Genomic DNA, 20648 nt, shown 5'->3' with positions numbered 1-20648 from the left:
TTCATTCCAGATAACTTTTGAAAAAACAAAAGTTATCAAAGCCATTCACTTATCTTTTTATATTTCTTTTTTGTAACATTGATGTTGTTTATATTTAATAAAAAATAAATTTTATTGTTCACAATTTGTTCATATTTTGTTCATAACCTTTTCTTAAAATAAAGTTATCAACAGAAAAAGGAGAGGTGATTTATATGGATTATGAAAATAAAGAACCAAGACAAGAGATTATAGATGTACCTACATTTTATTATGTAGAAGAAAAAAAGAAGCCTAAAAAGAAAAAAAGTATTATTCTTATGGTTGTTATTTTGGTTTCTGCATTAATTGGGGGTGTTATTTCTAGTTATGTAATGCCTGTTTATGTATTTGGAAAACTTATACCTTATCCTAAAAATTATTTTGGTCCGGATGTAAAACAAATAATCAATGTAGAACCTCAAAATACAGAGTTTTTGATATCTGCTGTTGCTAAAAAAGCTATTCCATCTGTTGTAGGTATCACAACTAAAAGCATTGAGAGAGACTTTTTCTTTGGAACAAGAACAACAAAGGGATTGGGAACAGGTGTTGTAGTAGATGAAAGAGGATATATATTAACAAACGCTCATGTAGTAAACAATGGAAACGTAGAAGAGGTAAACGTATTGTTTGATGATGGCAAAAAGAAGGCTGCAAAAATTCTTTGGAGTGATCCTGCTTTGGATTTAGCAGTCATTAAAGTTGATGGGGTAAAGGTGAAACCAGCAGATTTGGGAGATTCAGATAAACTACAAGTTGGAGAGGTTGCTGTTGCTATAGGAAATCCTTTAGGAATGGAGTTTGAAAAGACGGTTACATCAGGTATTATTAGTGGATTAAATAGAAGTGTAAGTATAAATAGTCATGAAACTATTGAAAATTTAATTCAAACAGATGCTTCTATAAATCCAGGAAATAGTGGAGGGCCACTATTAAATGCAAAGGGTGAAGTTATTGGTATTAATACAGCTAAAATCCAATCAGGAGAAGGATTAGGATTTGCAATTCCTATTAATATTGCTAAACCTATTGTAGATCAGTTTATTGAAAAAGGAGAATTTAGAAAAGTATATATGGGTATTAAGGGTGTAGACTTAGCTGTATTTGAAAGATACATGGGAACAGATTTGTCTGCGGATAAAGGTGTATATGTAGCAGAGGTATCAAAAAATTCTCCTGCATCTCGTGGAGGTTTACACAGTGCAGATATTATTATAGGAATGGATGATAAAGAGATTACTAATATGAGTCAATTGGTAAGAACCCTATATAGATATAGGCCAGGAGATACTGTTACCGTTAAGATTATAAGAGATGGAGAGGAAAAATCTTTAAAAATAAAATTAGAAAAAATACCAAAAAAATAAAAATTAGAATGCTAATTTTTATTTTGCCAGATTTGATAGGTTTTGGTATGGATAAAAGGTATAAAAGTAAAGCAAGCTAATAATGAACTCCAAAAAAACAAGGAGGGATTTTTCATGAAGGTTCGAGAAGGATTGATACCAACTGCTTTAGGTTCTGCTGTTACCATTACAGGGGCAATTATGAAAAAAAGAGATGTTGCTCCAATGATTGCTGCCGGAATTGTAGGATTTGGGTTAGCACATGTTTTTCTTGGAACGGTAGATATGGTACAACACAATCATCATCGATAAAGGAGTTTGGCAAGGGGAAGCCCTTGCTTTTTCAATTTATAAATTACTAAAAGTTAAAAAGTCCGCTGTTGTTAAATAAGACAATAAGTAAAAGAAAGAACAATAATAATGAGGTATCGTCTCCTAATCCATCACAGAAAAAATCTCCGCCAAATAAGATTATAAGCAGTAGGAGAAAAAACAATAATGTGGAATTATCTCCTAAAAACCCTTTTTTTTCTTCACTCATATATGATACCTCCATTTACTTATTTTTTAAAATTATCGATATTATTTACCTATATATTATAATATGGAAAAACAAAAAAAGTGTGACAATAAAAATGAGAAATAATGCAAAATATACATAAACTTTCAATCAATATAAAGTTTAAAAACGACAGAAAATAATAATGTAAAATGAATAAAAATAGAAAGACCAACTATAAAAAGTCAATAGTAAAAAAGAAAAAATTTTAATTAAATTGGTGAATAAAAATGCATGACAAAAAGACCTGCGTGAGGCAAGTATAAGTAAAAATATGGGAAATAATATCAATTACTCGTTATTAGGTAGTCTCACCTCATAAGGACAATTATTTTTTAAAATAGCATGAATTGTGTAGCAAAGTTTACGAGCGACAGCTCCAATAGCCGTTAGGTGATGTTTTCCTTCTGAACGTTTCTTCTGGTAAAAAGCTTTAAAAACAGGGTCACAGTTAGAGGTAACTAAAGCAGCACTAAAGAGAGCCTTTCTAAGATAGGGCGATCCACGTTTACTCATTTTGTTATTTGTACTTTGATATTCACCAGATTGTGAAACAGAAGCATCAATTCCAGCATAAGCAACAAGCTTTGAAGGGTTTGAAAATCTTGAGATATCACCTATTTCGCCAAGTATAGTTGCAGCTGTTACGTTGCCAATACCAGGTATTGTAGTAATAGGAGAATTGATTTTATCAAGTAAAGTGTTTATTTGCTTTTCTATATCTTTGACCTGACTTTCAATAAAGTTAATCTGCTCAATTAATAGTTTTAATTGAAGAGCAAAGCTATCTAAACAAAAGCTTATACCAAAAGAATTTTTAGCTACACGAGAAAGTTGTTTGATTTTATTAGTAGCAAATTTTTTCATAGTGATTTCAGATAAAACTTTGTCTAACTTTTCAGATGAAATATTTTCGAAATCACTTGGAGAGCTGAAATGAAGCAAAATTTCCTTTGATGTTTGTCCAAAAATATCAGAAAAGATAGATTGATATTCAGGAAAAACTTGGTCTAAGACACAAATGGTTTTACGTTTAAGGTCACCTATAGAACTGATGAGATAGTTTCTAAAGCGAGAAAGGTTGCGAAGTGATATGGTATTTTCATCGGCTAAGGAAGTTTCCAGAAAATCACCATAACGAATAAGATCTGCAATTAAAACAGAATCAATGATATCTGTTTTACGCTTTCTGATTTCAATACCTTTACGCCAACCATCAGTTTGGATAGGGTTTACAACATGAATGACAAAACCTTTTTCCACAAGAAATGAGTAAATGGATAACCAATAGTGACCAGTAGCTTCCATACCTATTTCAACATCATTAACAGATCTAATGAAATTGTTTAACTTAGTAATTAAGCTTTCACCACCATTTGTAGTATTTGAAAAGGAAAAAGCCTTAAAAATAATTTTTTTCCTTTTTTTCATTTATTAGCGAAGCTACATGATTGTTTTTTCCAATATCAATACCTAAATAAAACATTTCCATCACCACTATAAATTTATTTTAGATAGTTCCTCTAATCTGATAAACGTTACCGCCTTGTTGCATATTCGAAGTACTAAACTTATTAGTCAACATCCAACTTATTCGTAATCTGTTTATCAGACAGAGGTGTCAGTCTTTCAAGTACGAGGTCTTACCTCAAGGAGACTACGACATCACTCTATCTAATATTTTGATTATACTCTTTTTTGTATAATCTTTCAGCTAATAAAGGATTATAGGTTGCCTTTATTAACCTAAATATAGTATACAAGGAGAATGAATTTGAGAAAAGGAATCAAGCAAGTTTCGATCATTGCTATTGTTTTGATTTTTGCATCTTTCCTAGCAATAGGATGTACTCCTGCTAGAAGACCTGTTCCTGAAACAAATCGTTATGATCGAATGAATAGTGTATATGATAATGATACCATTCCTGATAGATATGGAGACAATGACTTAACATATGATAATATTCCAAACAACTTAGGAATAAATTTAACACTCGAAAGAGAAGTTGAAAGAATACCAGGCGTAAGGGATGCAGTGATTATTGTAGATAATAATACTGCTTATGTAGGGATCAAAGCTAATACAAGAACTAATATAAACATGAAAGCATTGCAAACTAGTGTTGCAAGCAAAATTAGAGAAAAAATGCCAAATATAGTAAGAGTTTATGTTACTTCAGATCCAAATAAAGTAGAAAGATTAAGAGATTATAAAGAAGATATAAGAAGAGGAAAGCCTATAAGAGATTTAATTAATAGAATAGAAGATTTATTCTAAAATAAGAAGACGGTTCTCAAAAGCGTGACAAAGAACCGTCCCTATTTTGTTTTTTTGTTTATCTTTTATGCATGCACTGCATTGCACGCATTTTACATGCTTCTGCTTTACAAATATAAGCCATGTATTCGTTCATATGTTCCATGTAACATAAATCTTCCTTGTCATAATCACCCATCATAGGCATTTGTGGACAAGGCATAGGCATACCGCCCATCATAGGCATTTGTGGATAAGGCATACCGCATCCCATCATAGGCATGCCTCCCATCATAGGCATTTGCGGATACATAGGATATTCTTCATAATCTTTTCCATAATCTTTCATACAATCATCGTGCATAGGCATTACATTTCCCCCTTAAAATCATTTTAGAGTATTTTGTTCTCTCAGTTATAGCATATGCATAATAGAAAGATTGTGACACACTAAAAGAAGATGAGGATAAGATAAAAAATAGGGGAAAAACTATAATTAGATGCACTTGACAAGAAATTAAAAAACATATATATTATAAATAACCAATACCCTAGGGGGGTATATAAAAAGGAGGGGTGCAATGAAACGCCAAACACTGAAAATAGATGGAATGAGTTGTGCAGCTTGTGCAAAGGCAATTGATCGAGCTGTTAAAAAATTAGATGGTGTTACAGAGGCAGATGTAAATTTTGCGACAGAAAAAATGTCCTTCGTATATGATGAAACAAAAGTAACATTAGAGGATATAAAAGAGGCTGTAAAAAAAGCAGGATATGCAGTAAAAGAAGAACATACAAAGGAAATAACAATCCCCATACAAGGGATGACCTGAGCCTCTTGTGCAAGAGCAGTTGATCGGGCTATCAACAAGTTAGAAGGAATAAAATCTGTAAATGTAAATATAGCTACTAATAAAGCTACAGTAGTATATAATCCTGAAAAGGTGAGAATTTCAGAAATAAAAGGAGCTGTAAAAAAGGCAGGATATATGCCTTTAGAAATTGAGAAAATCAAAGATAAGGATCATGATAGGGAGAGAAAAGAAAAAGAAATAAAGGCATTGAAGAAAAAATTCATTTTGTCAGCAATATTTGCAGTACCACTTCTTTATATTGCTATGGGACCTATGATAGGGCTTGGATTACCCAAAATTATAGATCCTATAAAAAATCCATTAAATTTTGCGATGATTCAAATTGCACTTGTAATTCCTATATTGTTTGCAGGAAGGAAGTTTTATACCGTAGGATTTAGTGCTATATTTAGAAAAAGTCCAAATATGGATTCATTAGTGGCAATGGGTACAGGAGCAGCTGTTTTGTATGGATTATACGCAGCCTATAAAATTTCTACTGGATATATAATGTATGCCCATGATCTATATTTTGAATCTGCAGGTGTGATTATTACATTAATCTTGTTAGGAAAATATTTAGAAGCAGTGAGCAAAGGAAAAACATCTGAAGCTATAAAGAAGTTAATGGGTTTAGCTCCAAAAACAGCTATTATTCTGCAAGGAGATCAGGAGATAGAAATACCAATAGAAGAAGTAGAAGTTGGAGATATGATTGTTGTAAAACCAGGTACAAAAATACCAGTAGATGGAGAAGTTGTAGAGGGCTATACTTTTGTTGATGAGTCAATGCTAACAGGAGAAAGTCTTCCTGTAGAGAAAAAAATAGGAGATAAGGTAGTAGGCGGAAGTATGAATAAACAGGGATTTATTAAATTTAAAGCAACAAAGGTAGGAAGTGATACAGCTCTTGCTCAGATTATAAAATTGGTTGAAGAAGCCCAAGGGTCAAAAGCACCTATTGCCAAAATGGCAGATGTGGTTTCATCCTATTTCGTTCCAGTGGTTTTCCTAATTGCTGTTTTATCTTCTTTAGCTTGGTATATAAGTGGTGAAACTCCTGTCTTTGCTTTAACGATTTTTATTGCGGTTATGGTTATAGCATGTCCATGTGCCCTAGGGCTGGCTACACCAACGGCAATTATGGTTGGTACAGGAAAAGGGGCAGAATATGGCGTTTTAATAAAAGGTGGAGAGACTTTAGAGAAAGCTCATAAGATTCAAACTATTGTATTTGATAAAACTGGAACAATTACAGAAGGAAGGCCTGAGGTAACAGATATTGTAACCACAGGTATGTTTGATAAAAAGAAAATCCTTCAAATAGCAGCTTCAGCAGAAAAAGGGTCAGAGCATCCTTTAGGAGAAGCAATTGTTAGACGTGCAGAAAAAGAAGGAATTGAAACTATAAAAGTAGACCATTTTCAAGCTATTACAGGTCATGGCATCCAAGCAGCATTAGAGAATAAAACAGTATTATTAGGAAATGATAAACTAATGAAAGAGAAAAATATAGATTTATCTGAACTAGAAGAAGTATCAAAAAAACTAGCAGCTGAAGGAAAAACGCCTATGTATATTGCCATAGATGATGAACTAGCAGGGATTATTGCTGTAGCAGATGTTGTAAAGAAAAGCAGCAAAGAAGCTATAAGAAAACTTCATCATATGGGTATTGAAGTAGCTATGATTACGGGAGATAACAAAAGGACTGCAGAAGCAATTGCAAAAGAAGTTGGAATTGATAAAGTTTATGCAGAAGTACTTCCAGAGGATAAAGCAAATGAAGTAAAGAAATTGCAAGAAGCAGGCAAGATGGTAGCAATGGTAGGTGATGGTATTAACGATGCACCAGCCTTAGCACAATCAGATATGGGTATTGCGATAGGCTCAGGAACAGATGTAGCAATAGAATCAGCAGATATTGTACTGATGAAGAATGATTTAATGGATGTGGCTACGGCTATTAAACTAAGTAAAAGTACCATTCGGAATATTAAACAAAATCTATTTTGGGCATTTTTTTACAATGCTTTAGGAATACCATTAGCAGCAGGATTGTTTTATGCGTTTGGAGGACCTAAGTTAAACCCAATGTTTGCAGCAGCTGCTATGTCTTTAAGCTCTGTATCAGTTCTTACTAATGCCCTAAGATTAAAGGGGTTTAGACCATAAAATGTTAGGAGGAATATAGAATGAAAAAAATTATAAAGATTGAAGGTATGAGTTGTATGAATTGTGTAAATCATGTGAAAAATGCCATAGAAGAAATTAGTGGGATAAAGACAGTGACCATAGATTTACAAGGAAAAAATGCTGTGGTAGAATTAAGTCAGGATGTTTCTGATTCTATTTTGAAAGAAGCAGTTGAAGAAGCAGGATATGATGTGGTAGAAATAAAAAGTATATAAATGGAAAGAGCCTTAGGTTGATGATTCTCTAAGGCTTTTTTTATAATACAAAGGGAGGAAAAAATGGATAAATGTGAACAACCTTGTTGTAAAGAAAATAAAGTGAATAGATCAGAAAAAGTGAATAACGCATTAATTAACAGACTTAATAGAATAGAAGGACAAGTAAGAGGTATTAAGGGTATGATTGAAAAGGGTGTTTATTGCAATGATATACTCATTCAAATAGCAGCTGTACAATCAGCAATGAAAGGCGTTAGCAGATTATTACTAGAAAGTCATATGCGTACTTGTATTGTAGATAGAATTCAATCTGGTGATGAAGAAGTGGTTGATGAAATATTAAAGACAATTGATAGGATGATAAAATAAAAAGGCGGAAATTCCGCCTTTTGTTTAAATTTCTTTTAATAGATTGGCCATCTCAATAGCTGTTACAGCTGCTTCATAGCCTTTATTTCCTGCTTTTGTTCCAGCTCTCTCGATTGCTTGTTCAATGGTATCTGTTGTAAGGACACCAAATATAACAGGAACTTCTGTTTCTAAAGATACGTTTGCTATACCTTTAGAAACCTCACTAGATACATAATCAAAATGAGAAGTAGCTCCCCTTATTACAGCACCTAGACAGATTACGCCATCATATTTTTTAGATTTTGCTAATTTCTTTGCTACCAATGGCATTTCAAACGCACCTGGAACCCAAATGATTTCAATATTTTCTTCATCTACACCATGTCTTTTTAGGGCATCTAGTGCACCAGATAATAGTTTTCCACCGATAAACTCGTTAAATCTTCCTACAATAATACCAAATTTTAAACCTTGTGCAATTAATTTTCCTTCATAGATTTTCATGTTTATTCCTCCTCGTATTTTAGCATATGTCCTAATTTTTTTTGTTTTGTTTTTAGATAAAATTCATTATTTTCATTGTAATCTATTTGAATAGGCACTCTTTCGACAATTTCAAGGCCATAACCAGATAGACCAGAAAGTTTTCTTGGATTATTGGTCATAAGTCTGATTTTTTTTATGCCAAGATCAGATAAGATTTGTGCACCTATACCATAATCTCTCATATCTTCAGGAAAACCAAGGGCCAAATTAGCTTCTACTGTATCCATTCCTTGATCTTGAAGGGCATAAGCTTTTAGTTTATTCATAAGCCCGATTCCTCTTCCTTCTTGACGCATGTATAAAAGTACACCTTTTCCTTCTTCTTCTATGTGTCTCATTGCAGCAGCATACTGTTGTCCACAATCACAACGAAGGGATCCAAAGGCATCACCCGTTAAACATTCAGAATGAACACGTACTAAAACTGGTTCTTTTCCTGCTACATTTCCTTTGACTAATGCAACATGGTGTTCACCATTTAATTTGTTTTCATAGCCTACGATTTTAAAATCTCCATACTTTGTAGGCATATTTGCTTCTGTTACCTTTTGTACAAGAAGTTCATTTTTTCTTCTGTATTCTATTAAATCTGCAATAGTAATGATTTTTAAATTGTGTTTTTTTACATATTCCATCAATTGAGGTATTCTTGCCATTGAGCCATCTTCATTCATTATTTCGCATATAACACCAGCAGGATAAAGTCCTGCAAGCCTTGCTAAATCTATTGCAGCTTCAGTGTGTCCTGCTCTTTTTAATACACCGCCAATCTTTGCTTCTAAGGGAAATATATGTCCAGGTTTTTTAAAATCCTCTGGCTTTGAAGTTTTATCTAATACTTTTTGTATGGTATGGGATCTTTCATAAGCAGAAATTCCTGTAGTTGTATCTATAGCATCAATAGATACAGTAAAAGCTGTTTGATGGTTGTCAGTATTTCTTGTAACCATTTGAGGCATATCAAGTTCACGTAACCTTTCGCCAATGATCGGCATACAGATTAAACCCCGTCCATATTTAGCCATAAAGTTTATGGCATCAGGGGTTACCTTCTCTGCAGCCATCAGTAAATCTCCTTCGTTTTCTCGGTCTTCATCATCTACAACTACAATGATTTTTCCATTTTTAATATCTTCAATAGCTTCTTCAATGGTGTTAAATTTACACATTTTGATCACCTCATTCAAATAATCTATAAAAATCCATGCTCGCTTAAAAAGTTCATATCAATATTACTTTTAGGTTTTGAAGGTTCTTTAAATGATAAAAACCTTTCGATATATTTTCCGATCATATCACACTCAAGATTTACTTCATCTCCAACATCTTTTTGTAGTAGTGTGGTCATATCCTTCGTGTGAGGAATAATAGATACTTTAAAAAGTTGATTGTCCACATAGGCGACAGTTAAACTAACTCCGTCAATGGCAATAGAACCCTTGTGGATGATATATTTTAAAACATTACTTGGTGCAGAAATAGATACCCAAACTGCATTATCTTCCTTTTGAAAATTTTTGATAATACCTATTCCATCAACATGACCGCTTACTAAATGGCCTCCTAAGCGATCTCCTAATCTTAAGGCTCTCTCAAGATTTACTTTGCTGCTAGGAACTAAGCTTTTCAAATTTGTTCTGCGTATTGTTTCGGCCATTACATCTACAGAGAAACTATTATTAGTAAAATCTGTTACTGTAAGGCATACACCATTTGTAGCAACACTATCCCCAAGTTTAATACCTTCTAATACTTTTTTTGCGTTAATCACGATTTTTGCTGAATTTGTTCCTTTTAATATGGATTGAACAACTCCTATTTCTTCTACAAGTCCAGTAAACACATTAGGCCTCCTTGTATACTATATTTAGGTTAATAAAGGCAACCTATAATCCTTTATTAGCTGAAAGATTATACAAAAAAGAGTATAATCAAAATATTAGATAGAGTGATGTCGTAGTCTCCTTGAGGTAAGACCTCGTACTTGAAAGACTGACACCTCTGTCTGATAAACAGATTACGAATAAGTTGGATGTTGACTAATAAGTTTAGTACTTCGAATATGCAACAAGGCGGTAACGTTTATCAGATTAGAGGAACTATCTAAAATAAATTTATAGTGGTGATGGAAATGTTTTATTTAGGTATTGATATTGGAAAAAACAATCATGTAGCTTCGCTAATAAATGAAAAAGGAAAAAAATTATTTTTTTAAGGCTTTTTCCTTTTCAAATACTACAAATGGTGGTGAAAGCTTAATTACTAAGTTAAACAATTTCATTAGATCTGTTAATGATGTTGAAATAGGTATGGAAGCTACTGGTCACTATTGGTTATCCATTTACTCATTTCTTGTGGAAAAAGTTTTTGTCATTCATGTTGTAAACCCTATCCAAACTGATGGTTGGCGTAAAAGGTATTGAAATCAGAAAGCGTAAAAACAGATATCATTGATTCTGTTTTTAATTGCAGATCTTATTCGTTATGGTGATTTTTCTGGAAACTTCCTTAGCCGATGAAAAATACCATATCACTTCGCAACCTTTCTCGCTTTAGAAACTATCTCATCAGTTCTATAGGTGACCTTAAACGTAAAAACCATTTGTGTCTTAGACCAAGTTTTTTTCCTGAATATCAATCTATCTTTTTCTGATATTTTTTTGGACAAACATCAAAGGAAATTTTTGCTTCATTTCAGCTCTCCAAGTGATTTCGAAAAATATTTCATCTGAAAAAGTTAGACAAAGTTTTTATCTGAAATCACTATGAAAAAAATTTGCTACTAATAAAAATCAAACAACTTTCTCGTGTAGCTAAAAAAAATTCTTTTTGGTATAAGCTTTTTGTTTAGATAGCTTTTGCTCTTCAATTAAAAACTATTAATTGAGCAGATTAACTTTATTGAAAGTCAGGTCAAAGATATAGAAAAGCAAATAAACACTTTACTTGATAAAATCAATTCTCCTATTACTACAATACCTGGTATTGGCAACGTAACAGCTGCAACTATACTTGGCGAAATAGGTGATATCTCAAGATTTTCAAACCCTTCAAAGCTTGTTGCTTATGCTGGAATTGATGCTTCTGTTTCACAATCTGGTGAATATCAAAGTACAAATAACAAAATGAGTAAACGTGGATCGCCCTATCTTAGAAAGGCTCTCTTTAGTGCTGCTTTAGTTACCTCTAACTGTGACCCTGTTTTTAAAGCTTTTTACCAGAAGAAACGTTCAGAAGGAAAACATCACCTAACGGCTATTGGAGCTGTCGCTCGTAAACTTTGCTACACAATTCATGCTATTTTAAAAAATAATTGTCCTTATGAGGTGAGACTACCTAATAACGAGTAATTGATATTATTTCCCATATTTTTACTTATACTTGCCTCACGCAGGTCTTTTTGTCATGCATTTTTATTCACCAATTTAATTAAAATTTTTTCTTTTTTACTATTGACTTTTTATAGTTGGTCTTTCTAAGGTAAGCTTCTATCATAATGTCATTTTTAAAGTAAGATACCTTTATATTCTTTAGAAGAATAGCATCTTTCATGTACATTCTGCCTTCTCCACCGACAGGGGTTTTTGCAGTATGTCCACCTATTATTTTTGGTGCAATAAAAGAAATGACTTTATCTACAATACCTTCATTTAAAGCTGAGTAGTTTAGGGTACTACCCCCTTCTAATAGAATACTATCTATCTTTTTTTCACCTAAAGCAGTCATAAGAGAAGATAAATCTACTTTCCCTTCTTTAATGGGAGTAATTAAAATCTCTGCTCCCATTTTCTCAATAGATTTTAACTTTTTCGTATCTGCAAGCTCTGTTGTAGCAATAATAGTTTGGACATTTTTACAAGTTTTTAGGACTTTTGAATTTAGTGGTATTTTTCCGTGTGTATCTACAATGATTCTTGTAGGATTTAATCCTTTTATATCTTCTAATCGGGTGGTTAGCAGTGGATCATCTGAAATAATTGTACCGATACCTACCATAATGCCAGATACAGCATGCCTCAATTTATGCACATATTTTCTAGACGATTCGTTGCTAATCCACTTCGAATCTCCTGTGAAAGTTGCGATTTTTCCGTCTAATGTCATAGCAGTTTTAAGAATACAGAATGGTTTTTTTGTAGTAATATATTTTATAAAAACTTCGTTTAGTTTCTTTGCTTCTTCTTCTAATACATCTGTAACTACTTCTATACCGTGATTTTTTAGAATTTGTATTCCATCTCCTGAAACGAGAGGATTTGGGTCTTTCATGGCAATTACTACTTTTTTGATTCCTTTTTGAACAATAGCGTTAGCACAGGGAGGTGTTTTGCCAAAATGAGAACATGGTTCTAATGTTACATACATGGTAGCACCCACTACATCTTCTGTAGCATTTAAAAAAGCATTGATTTCTGCATGAGGCTCCCCGTAGCGCCTATGATATCCTTCTCCAATAATACGGTTGTTCTTTACGATTACTGCACCCACTAATGGATTTGGATTTGTATATCCTATGCCGTATTTTGCAAGCTCTAAAGCTCTTTTCATGTATAGAGTATCCATTTTTTCACCTCTATTTTGGATAAAATAAAAGCCCTGAAAATAATATTTTCAGGGCTTGCTTATTCTATGTTAAAACATAAAAATAACCATATTAGAATAATGCATGTAAACTTTTATTCTATCTTCTTCCATCCAGACTTTACTGTCGGCCTTGGAATCTCACCAAGTCAACCACAATGTGGCTCGCGGGCTATACCGCCGGTCGGGAATTGCACCCTGCCCTGAAGATATTGTTTAATTTTATGGATTCATAGTAACACTATTTTAAATTTGTGTCAAGGTATACAGAGATGAATTTGATGTTGTTTATCTATAAAGTAAAACATGCATATATTTAAAAAATAAAAAATATTCATTGAAAAGATTGATAGAAAAGCAATAACATGATATACTGTCCGTAGTAGACGGGCACAATAAAAGATTTTTTTTAGAATAGACAGGACAAATTGACTTGAAAAAAATTTCCATACAATAGCATTTTAAATATAATATCAAGAAGATACAAGTTTTTTCTATAAAAATAATTTATTGAAATGCCCAAACAAATGTACGTCAGAAAAAGACAATTCAGGGGGGATGTAGAATGGCAAGTAAAATTTTGGATAGTTTTTTAAGTGAAAATTTAAAGGATTTAAAAGACAAAGGATTATACAATGTAATAGACCCATTACAAGGTGCCAATGGACCAATTATAAAAATTGCAGGAAAAGAACTGATAAACTTATCATCAAACAATTATTTAGGACTAGCAACAAATCAAAGAATGATAAACGCTTCCATTGAAGCGACTAAAAAATATGGTGTAGGTGCAGGTGCTGTTAGAACTATAAATGGAACATTAAAGATTCATGTTGAGCTTGAAGAAAAACTAGCAGCCTTTAAAGGGACTGAAGCAGCAATTGCATTTCAATCTGGGTTTAATTGTAATATGGGAGCTATTTCAGCTGTAATGGATCAGAATGATGCCATTCTTTCAGATGAATTAAACCATGCATCTATAATAGATGGATGTAGATTATCAAAGGCTAAAATTATTAGATATAAGCATTCAGATATGGATGATTTAAGATTAAAAGCAAAACAAGCAAAAGAATCTGGCCAATATAAAAAAATAATGGTAATCACAGATGGTGTGTTTTCAATGGATGGGGATATTGCAAAGCTTCCTGAAATAATTGAAATTGCACAAGAATTCGATCTTATCACATATGTAGATGATGCTCATGGTTCAGGAGTATTAGGCAAAGGTGCAGGAACAGTAAAGCATTTTGGATTATCAGACAAGGTTGATTTTCAAATAGGAACTCTTTCTAAGGCTATTGGAGTTGTTGGTGGATATGTTGCAGGGAAAAAGGATTTAATTGATTGGCTAAAGGTGAGAGCTAGACCATTTTTATTCTCTACATCTTTAACTCCAGGTGCAGCAGCTGCATGTATTGAAGCAATAAATATTTTGACAGAAAGCACAGAGTTATATGAAAAACTATGGGAAAATGGAAATTATTTAAAAAAAGGATTGAAAGATCTAGGTTTTAATATTGGAGAAAGTGAAACACCTATTACACCATGTATTATAGGAGAAGAAGAAAAAACGCAAATATTCAGTAAGAGATTAAATGAAGAAGGTGTATATGCAAAAGCTATTGTATTTCCAACGGTACCTAGAGGAACAGGAAGAGTAAGAAATATGCCTTCAGCAGGTCATAGTAAAGAAATGCTAAACAAAGCATTGGCCATTTATGAAAAAGTAGGAAAGGAAATGGGAATAATTTAATTAAGTTAAGGATGCTTGATAAAAGAATCAAAAATATTTGGAGGTCTTGAAATGAAAAAAATATTAGTAACTGGTTCTCTTGGTCAAATTGGTTCAGAACTAGTGATGAAAATGAGAGGTATATATGGATCAGAGAATGTCATTGCAACTGATATAAAAAAACCAGAAGATCATGTAGTAGTGCAATCTGGTCCCTTTGAAATACTTGATGTGACAGATGCACAAAAAATGCATGAATTAGCAAGTAAATATAAAGCAGATACGATCATCCACTTAGCGGCATTGCTTTCAGCAACTGCAGAAGCAAAACCGTTACTTGCTTGGAATATAAATATGGGCGGTCTTGTAAATGCTTTAGAAGTTGCAAAGGATCTTAAGTGTAAATTCTTTACGCCAAGTTCAATAGGTGCATTCGGTCCATCAACGCCAAAGGATAAAACTCCTCAAGATACAATACAAAGACCTACTACAATGTATGGGGTAAACAAAGTATCTGGAGAACTATTATGCGATTATTACTATTATAAGTTTGGGGTTGATACAAGAGGCGTTCGTTTTCCAGGACTCATTTCTTATGTAACACCTCCAGGAGGTGGAACAACTGATTATGCAGTTGATATTTATTATGAAGCTTTAAGGTCTGGTAAATATACTTCTTATATTGCAAAGGGAACTTATATGGATATGATGTATATGCCTGATGCTTTAAATGCAATCATTGATTTGATGGAAGCAGATCCTTCAAAATTAAAGCATAGAAATGCATTTAATGTAACAGCTATGAGTTTTGAGCCTGAGGAAATTGCTGCTGAAATTAAAAAGCATATTCCAAGCTTTAAAATAGATTATGATGTAGATCCAGTAAGACAAGGCATTGCAGAAAGCTGGCCAAATTCAATTGATGCAACTGCAGCAATTGAGGAATGGGGCTTTAAAGTTGAATATGATTTAGAAAAGATGACTATAGATATGCTTGCAAAGCTAAAAGAAAAAGGTGTTTAAAAGAGTGGAATCCTTTTAAGGATTCCACTCTTTTAAAAAAATTCATTTATATAATTGTTTTTACTATAAAAGATTTTTGACAAATTTTCTAATATAGATTGATTATGCAGTATAATTTTTTCTAGTGAAATGGCTTGATCAATATTAATAGCCCCAAAAAAAAGCTGGGAAAAAGTATTAATGGTACATGAAAGATCTACAGAAGATAGATCTGTTTTTTCTAAAGAAGCTTTACCGTTTTGGATTGTTACAATAAAGGTTCCGTCATTCCAAGGGGCATATGAATCTGTAATTTCCATGGAAAAGGAGCAGCAAATACTTTTAGAAAAAAGACAACTTTCTAAAGCTTTTTTTATATTGATTATTCTACCACACATAAAAGGATATAAGCTTACTTTGTTTGTTGGCTTTGGTTGAATCGTATCTTTCAAAAAAAGATGGGTAGAATCATTAGATGGAGCAGACCATTCTACTGTAGTCGCTTGTGATTTATGGCTATAAATAAAACCAAAAAGAGATTTCTTTGCCCATTCATTTTTGTAGACTATTTCTTTGGCAGTAAATTTTCCGTTTTTTATAAAATAAAGAATGTATCCAACAGGAAGATTTTTAGAATCTTTTAAAAGATATGCATGGCCATTATAGTATGCTAAATCTTTTAAAATATGGTCCCAATTTTTTTTATTCCTTTTTACATATCCATGATGGTGTTTTAAATAGGTTTCGTATATATTATTTAGAGATTCAAAGTCTTTATCAAGATTGATTCGAGAAAAAGTACCTCCCTTTTCTTGATTACTATAATGACCTACTATATAGATAGGAGTTTCATATTTCATTTGGCTATAGCATAATTCCCATCCATATGGACGATAAAAGGTTGTATCAAATGGCATTAATATGGATACAAAATGATTTCTTTTATTCATCTCTTCAATGGCTTTTGAAAGTAAAACTTTCATAGCTCCTTTATTTCTATATTCAGGGGAAGTAATTACCCCAACTACATAAGAAGCTTTGAAAGAGTTTCCATTCAGATATATTGTATAAGGGTTAAGCTGCAAATAAGACACCAATTCTCCTTCAGAAAAAATACCGATGGAATTTTTAGGGTTGAATACCTCTTGAAAGTACCAAGTATAAAAGGGTTCATCTGTTTCAAATGCATAACCCCACAATTTTTTTGCAGCAGAGGTATCCTCTTTTGTTAATAATCTAGTAATCATTTTTTCCCTCCTTTACTTCATAAGAGTTACATTATATTTTTCAATCATTTTAACAGGACGATAGGAAAGCTTTGCTTTTCTCAAGTTTTCTAAACCCATATCTTCTTCTCTATTGACATATTTTAGATCTATGCATTCATGGCTGCAAAACTGCTGATTAATGGCTTGATATAATCCACGGATTCGTGCGTTTGCTTTTTCAATATGAATAACCATGGTATCTTCATTTAATTTTGCTCCAAGGGTAAAGGCTTGAACCTCGTTATCAATTAAAATAGCTCCTCCCTTACAGCCTAAGGCATTCATATTTTTTAAAGCTTCGTAAACGGCATTTTGCTCAAGATCTATAAGATGACTTTCTAATGGGCTATAGGTTTTTGTTTTTATAAGGCGTTCATTTAAGGCTAAGCAATCTTTTATATGTTCATTTGTTAAGGGTACGTATTGATGAGTAACATTCTTTATAAAGTAATTTAAGTGGTTTTTCTTTGCATGATACTTTCTTCCTCTTAATTCAATTAAATCTTTTGCTAAATAAACATAGTCATAATTGTCTCGATCAGGTGTAAAAATAAATTTCTTAGGTTTAGCTGCTTTCAAAATTTCTATTATGTGAAGAGGGACAAGTTTCATATTAAAAGGAACACCTTTTTCATCAAATTTATTTTTTATTACATCTATTGCTAAAGAAAGTTTATGAACATCATATTTTCCTATTGCCAATGGAGGGAAAACAAAGAATTCCTTATAATCTAAATTAAGATGATTGATTCCTGAAATACATAAGAAATCATGAATGATTTCATATTTAAATGAATTTAGATGTCTCCACATAAAAAGGCTTGTAAAGCTTAAGCCTGATGTTTCATAAGGATAACTACCAGTATATTTTTCAAATAAGGCTTTATCTTCTAGTGTAATCTCGTTTTTAAACATAATGATCTCCTTCAATAAAATTTTATATTTGCATCTTTTATTCTATACCCAAAAAAATAAATTTTAATGATTAAGATTCATCTATAGATAAACAACATAAACATTTGAAAAAGGAAATATAAAAAGATAAGAGAATGACTTTGATAACTTTTGCAATCATTCGCTTTTATTTTTCATTCATAAATTTTATTTTGTCTACACTCTGTTATATATATCATATTCATTAAATAAAAAATAGAAATTCTTGTCAAGGAAATAGAAAAATAAAAAAAGCTACATACCTAATGGTATATAGCCATTGAATTTAAGCAACGTTTTTTTTGCTCATTTCATCTTTTAGCTGTTTAAAATATTCCTTGGTTTCTGTAACAACTACACCGCTTAGGCCAACAAGACCAATAAGGTTTGGAATAGCCATTAATCCATTTACAATATCAGCTAAAATCCAAATTAAGTTTAATTTTAAGAAAGCACCTACTGCTACTAAGAATATATAAATATATTTAAAAGGTTTAATTCCTGCTACACCGAAAATATATTCGATACATCGCTCACCATAATAGTTCCATCCTAATATAGTCGTAAAAGCAAAGAAGATTAATCCAATCGTCACAATGAATTGTCCAGCAACTGGTAATGCTTGATGGAAGGCTGCATTTGTCATAGCTGCCCCTTCAAAATCAGATTGCCATGCACCTGTTAAAATTAGTACTAAACCAGTCATTGTACATACAATAATGGTATCAAAAAATGTTCCTGTCATAGATATAAGACCTTGACGTACACAAGATTTTGTTTTTGCAGCGGCAGCAGCAATAGGAGCACTACCTAAACCAGATTCATTAGAAAAAACACCTCTTGCAACACCGTTTCGAATAGCTAACATAACACTTGCTCCTAAGAAGCCACCAGTAGCTGCAGTAGGGGTAAAGGCACTCTTTATTATCAAAGCAATTGTTTGTGGTAATAAATCTATATTTATAATAAGGATAATTATTGAACCAATGATGTAAAATACGGCCATAAAAGGAACAGTCAGCTCAGCAACTTTAGAAATACTTTTAATCCCACCTAAGGTTACAAGGGCTACAAGTATAGTAAGAATAATAGAAGAAACAATAACAGGTACATGCAGTGTGATTTTTGCTGCATTTGTAATGGCATTTACCTGTGGAAAAGTACCGATTCCAAAGAATGCAACTCCGATACCAAAGAAAGCAAACATTTTAGCAAGCCATTTGTTGCCTAGACCTTTTTCTATATAGTACATAGGCCCTCCTGACATTTGGCCATTTTCATCTACTACTCTATACTTTACTGCTAATAAACCTTCTGCATATTTTGTGGCCATGCCAAAGAATGCTGCCATCCACATCCAAAATAAAGCACCAGGTCCTCCTGCTTTAATAGCAGTTGCTACCCCTACAATATTTCCAGTACCAATAGTTGCAGCTAAAGCGGTACAAAGAGCTGCGAAGCTAGATACATCACCCTTAGCAGTATGATCTTGTTCTTTCGAAAATAAATATTTAAGGGCTAAAGGCAATTTTAATACTTGAAGTACTCCTAATCGAATGGTAAGGTAGATACCTGTACCTACTAATAAAATTAGTAAAGGTGGGCCCCATACAAAAGAATCGATTTGATTAAAGAAAGTAGTTAATTTTTCCATAATCCTTCCTCCTTGTTATTTGTTTTGATTTTATAACCAATAAGGAAGGCTTTAATTATAACCCATAAATGGATTATAAAAAAAGCCAAATCAAATGATTTGGCCTCTAGGAAACAAAATGCTCTGTCCTTTTACCTGAGAGTTTCACCGATAAAATTATCGGCTTGCTCCTTCGGTGCTCAATAAGAGTCTCTCCAGAGGCTCGTCCAATAACGGTCCCTTTACCTGAAAGAGTAACTTCTTCGGTGGATCAGTGATCACTCTCCCGTTATCTTCATCCGAAAATATTCACTTGATATTAAATGAAACTGGTCGATATGATTATAACATTGAACGGAAAATATGGCAACTGCATACAGAAAAGTAATAAAATTCTAAATATTGCACAATCTAATAAACTGGAAAAAGTATACTTATCCTTTGAATAGAAAATAGTGTTTGATATAATAAAATATAAATAAGCAATTTTAAGAAGAAAAATAAAAAAAACGTTCAGTAAGTTTTTTAAAAGCAAAAGTTATCAGAGTCATTCACTTATTTTTTTATATTTCTTTTTTTAATATCAGTATTGTTTATCTTTATTAATGAATTGAAAAATAACGTTCATAAACAAAGATTTAGAGAAAACTAAGCTTTAAATAAGGATGTGATTGAAATCTTTAATCTGTTCAAAAGAAAAAAAGATACAGAGGATTTTCATACAGTACAAGAAAACAATCAGGAAAATTCTGTTTTAGAAGATGGAAAAATTTCATTAAAAGAAATAGAGAAATTTCTTTGTACTATAAATGATCAGAAAATTTTTACAAGCTTACTTTCTTTTATTGCTTATTATTCTTTTATTATTTCATACTACGAAGAACATATAGATAGTATCATATCTGTAAAAGAATTGCTATTGTTAAAATATATTCCTATGGTAAGAGAAATCCTAGTAAGCTTTGATGAAAAAAATGCTAGTCAAAAAGAGAAAGAACAATTAGTAAATACCATTTGTGAGATGAATAAAAAGCTGTATGTTACTATAGAGGGTATAAAAGAGCAACAGCAGTTAAATTTACAGGTAGATTTAAAAACAGTACAGGATTTAATCAAATCAGATTTTTAATATGCAAAAGGGGAGTGAA

The 20648-nt window shown here is 32.3% G+C and carries 18 protein-coding genes, 2 pseudogenes and 3 riboswitches; of the genes and pseudogenes, 10 read left to right on the top strand and 10 right to left on the bottom strand.

The window, feature by feature from the left end:
* Nucleotides 1-194: 194 nt before the first annotated feature.
* Together htrA and FQB35_RS14115 are read left to right on the top strand one after the other, a co-directional pair.
* Nucleotides 195-1388 carry a serine protease HtrA gene (gene htrA / locus FQB35_RS14120; RefSeq protein WP_148810486.1) on the top strand — a complete coding sequence of 398 codons (1194 nt, stop codon included), beginning with the start codon at nucleotides 195-197 and terminating at the stop codon, nucleotides 1386-1388.
* A 114-nt stretch (nucleotides 1389-1502) separates the two neighbouring features.
* A complete protein-coding gene (locus tag FQB35_RS14115; protein WP_148810485.1) occupies nucleotides 1503-1679 on the top strand; it encodes an asparagine synthase in 177 nt (58 codons plus the stop codon).
* A 46-nt stretch (nucleotides 1680-1725) separates the two neighbouring features.
* Here the strand turns inward: FQB35_RS14115 and FQB35_RS14110 are convergent, their stop codons facing one another.
* Both FQB35_RS14110 and FQB35_RS14105 read right to left on the bottom strand, forming a co-directional pair.
* Nucleotides 1726-1908, bottom strand: coding sequence for a hypothetical protein (locus FQB35_RS14110; RefSeq protein ID WP_231701809.1), 183 nt, complete (start codon nucleotides 1906-1908; stop codon nucleotides 1726-1728).
* 309 nt (nucleotides 1909-2217) lie between these two features.
* Nucleotides 2218-3412: pseudogene (locus tag FQB35_RS14105) on the bottom strand (IS110 family RNA-guided transposase).
* A gap of 288 nt (nucleotides 3413-3700) precedes the next feature.
* Between FQB35_RS14105 and FQB35_RS14100 the strand changes: the two are divergent.
* A complete protein-coding gene (locus FQB35_RS14100; protein WP_207707312.1) occupies nucleotides 3701-4204 on the top strand; it encodes a YhcN/YlaJ family sporulation lipoprotein in 504 nt (167 codons plus the stop codon).
* A 58-nt stretch (nucleotides 4205-4262) separates the two neighbouring features.
* On the opposite strand, the gene FQB35_RS14095 is transcribed toward FQB35_RS14100, so the two are convergent.
* On the bottom strand, nucleotides 4263-4553 hold the full coding sequence (locus FQB35_RS14095) for a hypothetical protein (RefSeq protein ID WP_148810482.1): 291 nt from the start codon (nucleotides 4551-4553) through the stop codon (nucleotides 4263-4265).
* Between the two features lie 211 nt (nucleotides 4554-4764).
* Between FQB35_RS14095 and FQB35_RS14090 the strand changes: the two genes are divergently transcribed.
* From FQB35_RS14090 to FQB35_RS14080, 3 genes are all read left to right on the top strand, one after another.
* Complete coding sequence (locus tag FQB35_RS14090; protein WP_269902694.1) at nucleotides 4765-7212, top strand: heavy metal translocating P-type ATPase; 2448 nt, start codon at nucleotides 4765-4767, stop codon at nucleotides 7210-7212.
* Between the two features lie 20 nt (nucleotides 7213-7232).
* Nucleotides 7233-7448 carry a heavy-metal-associated domain-containing protein gene (locus FQB35_RS14085; protein ID WP_148810481.1) on the top strand — a complete coding sequence of 72 codons (216 nt, stop codon included), beginning with the start codon at nucleotides 7233-7235 and terminating at the stop codon, nucleotides 7446-7448.
* Between the two features lie 63 nt (nucleotides 7449-7511).
* Nucleotides 7512-7820 carry a metal-sensing transcriptional repressor gene (locus FQB35_RS14080; RefSeq protein ID WP_148810480.1) on the top strand — a complete coding sequence of 103 codons (309 nt, stop codon included), beginning with the start codon at nucleotides 7512-7514 and terminating at the stop codon, nucleotides 7818-7820.
* 24 nt (nucleotides 7821-7844) lie between these two features.
* Here FQB35_RS14080 and ribH read toward each other — a convergent pair whose 3' ends face one another.
* From ribH to ribE, 3 genes are read right to left on the bottom strand one after another with little or no spacing between them, the layout of a single operon-like run.
* Complete coding sequence (ribH, locus tag FQB35_RS14075; RefSeq protein ID WP_148810479.1) at nucleotides 7845-8306, bottom strand: 6,7-dimethyl-8-ribityllumazine synthase; 462 nt, start codon at nucleotides 8304-8306, stop codon at nucleotides 7845-7847.
* A 2-nt stretch (nucleotides 8307-8308) separates the two neighbouring features.
* Nucleotides 8309-9517 (bottom strand): bifunctional 3,4-dihydroxy-2-butanone-4-phosphate synthase/GTP cyclohydrolase II, encoded by a 1209-nt coding sequence (locus FQB35_RS14070; protein WP_148810478.1) that lies wholly within the window; start codon nucleotides 9515-9517, stop codon nucleotides 8309-8311.
* A 23-nt stretch (nucleotides 9518-9540) separates the two neighbouring features.
* Nucleotides 9541-10191, bottom strand: coding sequence for a riboflavin synthase (gene ribE / locus FQB35_RS14065; RefSeq protein ID WP_148810477.1), 651 nt, complete (start codon nucleotides 10189-10191; stop codon nucleotides 9541-9543).
* Between the two features lie 288 nt (nucleotides 10192-10479).
* On the opposite strand from ribE, the pseudogene FQB35_RS14060 reads away from it, so the two are divergent.
* Nucleotides 10480-11698 (top strand): annotated as a pseudogene (locus FQB35_RS14060) (IS110 family RNA-guided transposase).
* A gap of 79 nt (nucleotides 11699-11777) precedes the next feature.
* Here the strand turns inward: FQB35_RS14060 and ribD are convergent.
* Nucleotides 11778-12911, bottom strand: a complete 1134-nt coding sequence (ribD, locus tag FQB35_RS14055; protein ID WP_148810476.1) for a bifunctional diaminohydroxyphosphoribosylaminopyrimidine deaminase/5-amino-6-(5-phosphoribosylamino)uracil reductase RibD — start codon at nucleotides 12909-12911, stop codon at nucleotides 11778-11780.
* 116 nt (nucleotides 12912-13027) lie between these two features.
* Nucleotides 13028-13144: riboswitch (FMN riboswitch) on the bottom strand.
* Between the two features lie 350 nt (nucleotides 13145-13494).
* On the opposite strand from ribD, the gene FQB35_RS14050 reads away from it, so the two are divergent.
* On the top strand, nucleotides 13495-14685 hold the full coding sequence (locus FQB35_RS14050; protein ID WP_148810475.1) for a glycine C-acetyltransferase: 1191 nt from the start codon (nucleotides 13495-13497) through the stop codon (nucleotides 14683-14685).
* A 51-nt stretch (nucleotides 14686-14736) separates the two neighbouring features.
* Nucleotides 14737-15687, top strand: coding sequence for an L-threonine 3-dehydrogenase (locus tag FQB35_RS14045; protein WP_148810474.1), 951 nt, complete (start codon nucleotides 14737-14739; stop codon nucleotides 15685-15687).
* Between the two features lie 32 nt (nucleotides 15688-15719).
* Here the strand turns inward: FQB35_RS14045 and FQB35_RS14040 are convergent, their stop codons facing one another.
* From FQB35_RS14040 to FQB35_RS14030, 3 genes are all read right to left on the bottom strand, one after another.
* Complete coding sequence (locus tag FQB35_RS14040) at nucleotides 15720-16913, bottom strand: GNAT family N-acetyltransferase (protein ID WP_148810473.1); 1194 nt, start codon at nucleotides 16911-16913, stop codon at nucleotides 15720-15722.
* Between the two features lie 12 nt (nucleotides 16914-16925).
* Nucleotides 16926-17849: a DUF2156 domain-containing protein gene (locus FQB35_RS14035; protein ID WP_148810472.1), complete on the bottom strand. Its 924-nt coding sequence runs from the start codon at nucleotides 17847-17849 to the stop codon at nucleotides 16926-16928.
* Between the two features lie 304 nt (nucleotides 17850-18153).
* Nucleotides 18154-19521 (bottom strand): alanine/glycine:cation symporter family protein, encoded by a 1368-nt coding sequence (locus tag FQB35_RS14030; RefSeq protein WP_148810471.1) that lies wholly within the window; start codon nucleotides 19519-19521, stop codon nucleotides 18154-18156.
* 121 nt (nucleotides 19522-19642) lie between these two features.
* A riboswitch (glycine riboswitch) is annotated at nucleotides 19643-19721 on the bottom strand.
* A 3-nt stretch (nucleotides 19722-19724) separates the two neighbouring features.
* Nucleotides 19725-19799, bottom strand: a riboswitch (glycine riboswitch).
* Nucleotides 19800-20167: 368 nt separating this feature from the next.
* Between FQB35_RS14030 and FQB35_RS14025 the strand changes: the two genes are divergently transcribed.
* Nucleotides 20168-20629, top strand: coding sequence for a hypothetical protein (locus FQB35_RS14025; protein WP_148810470.1), 462 nt, complete (start codon nucleotides 20168-20170; stop codon nucleotides 20627-20629).
* The last annotated feature ends 19 nt before the right edge of the window (nucleotides 20630-20648 follow it).

Origin of the sequence: Crassaminicella thermophila, assembly GCF_008152325.1 — a bacterium.
GTDB classification, from domain to species: Bacteria; Bacillota; Clostridia; order Peptostreptococcales; family Thermotaleaceae; genus Crassaminicella_A; species Crassaminicella_A thermophila.
This window is presented reverse-complemented; position numbering and strand designations above follow the sequence as displayed.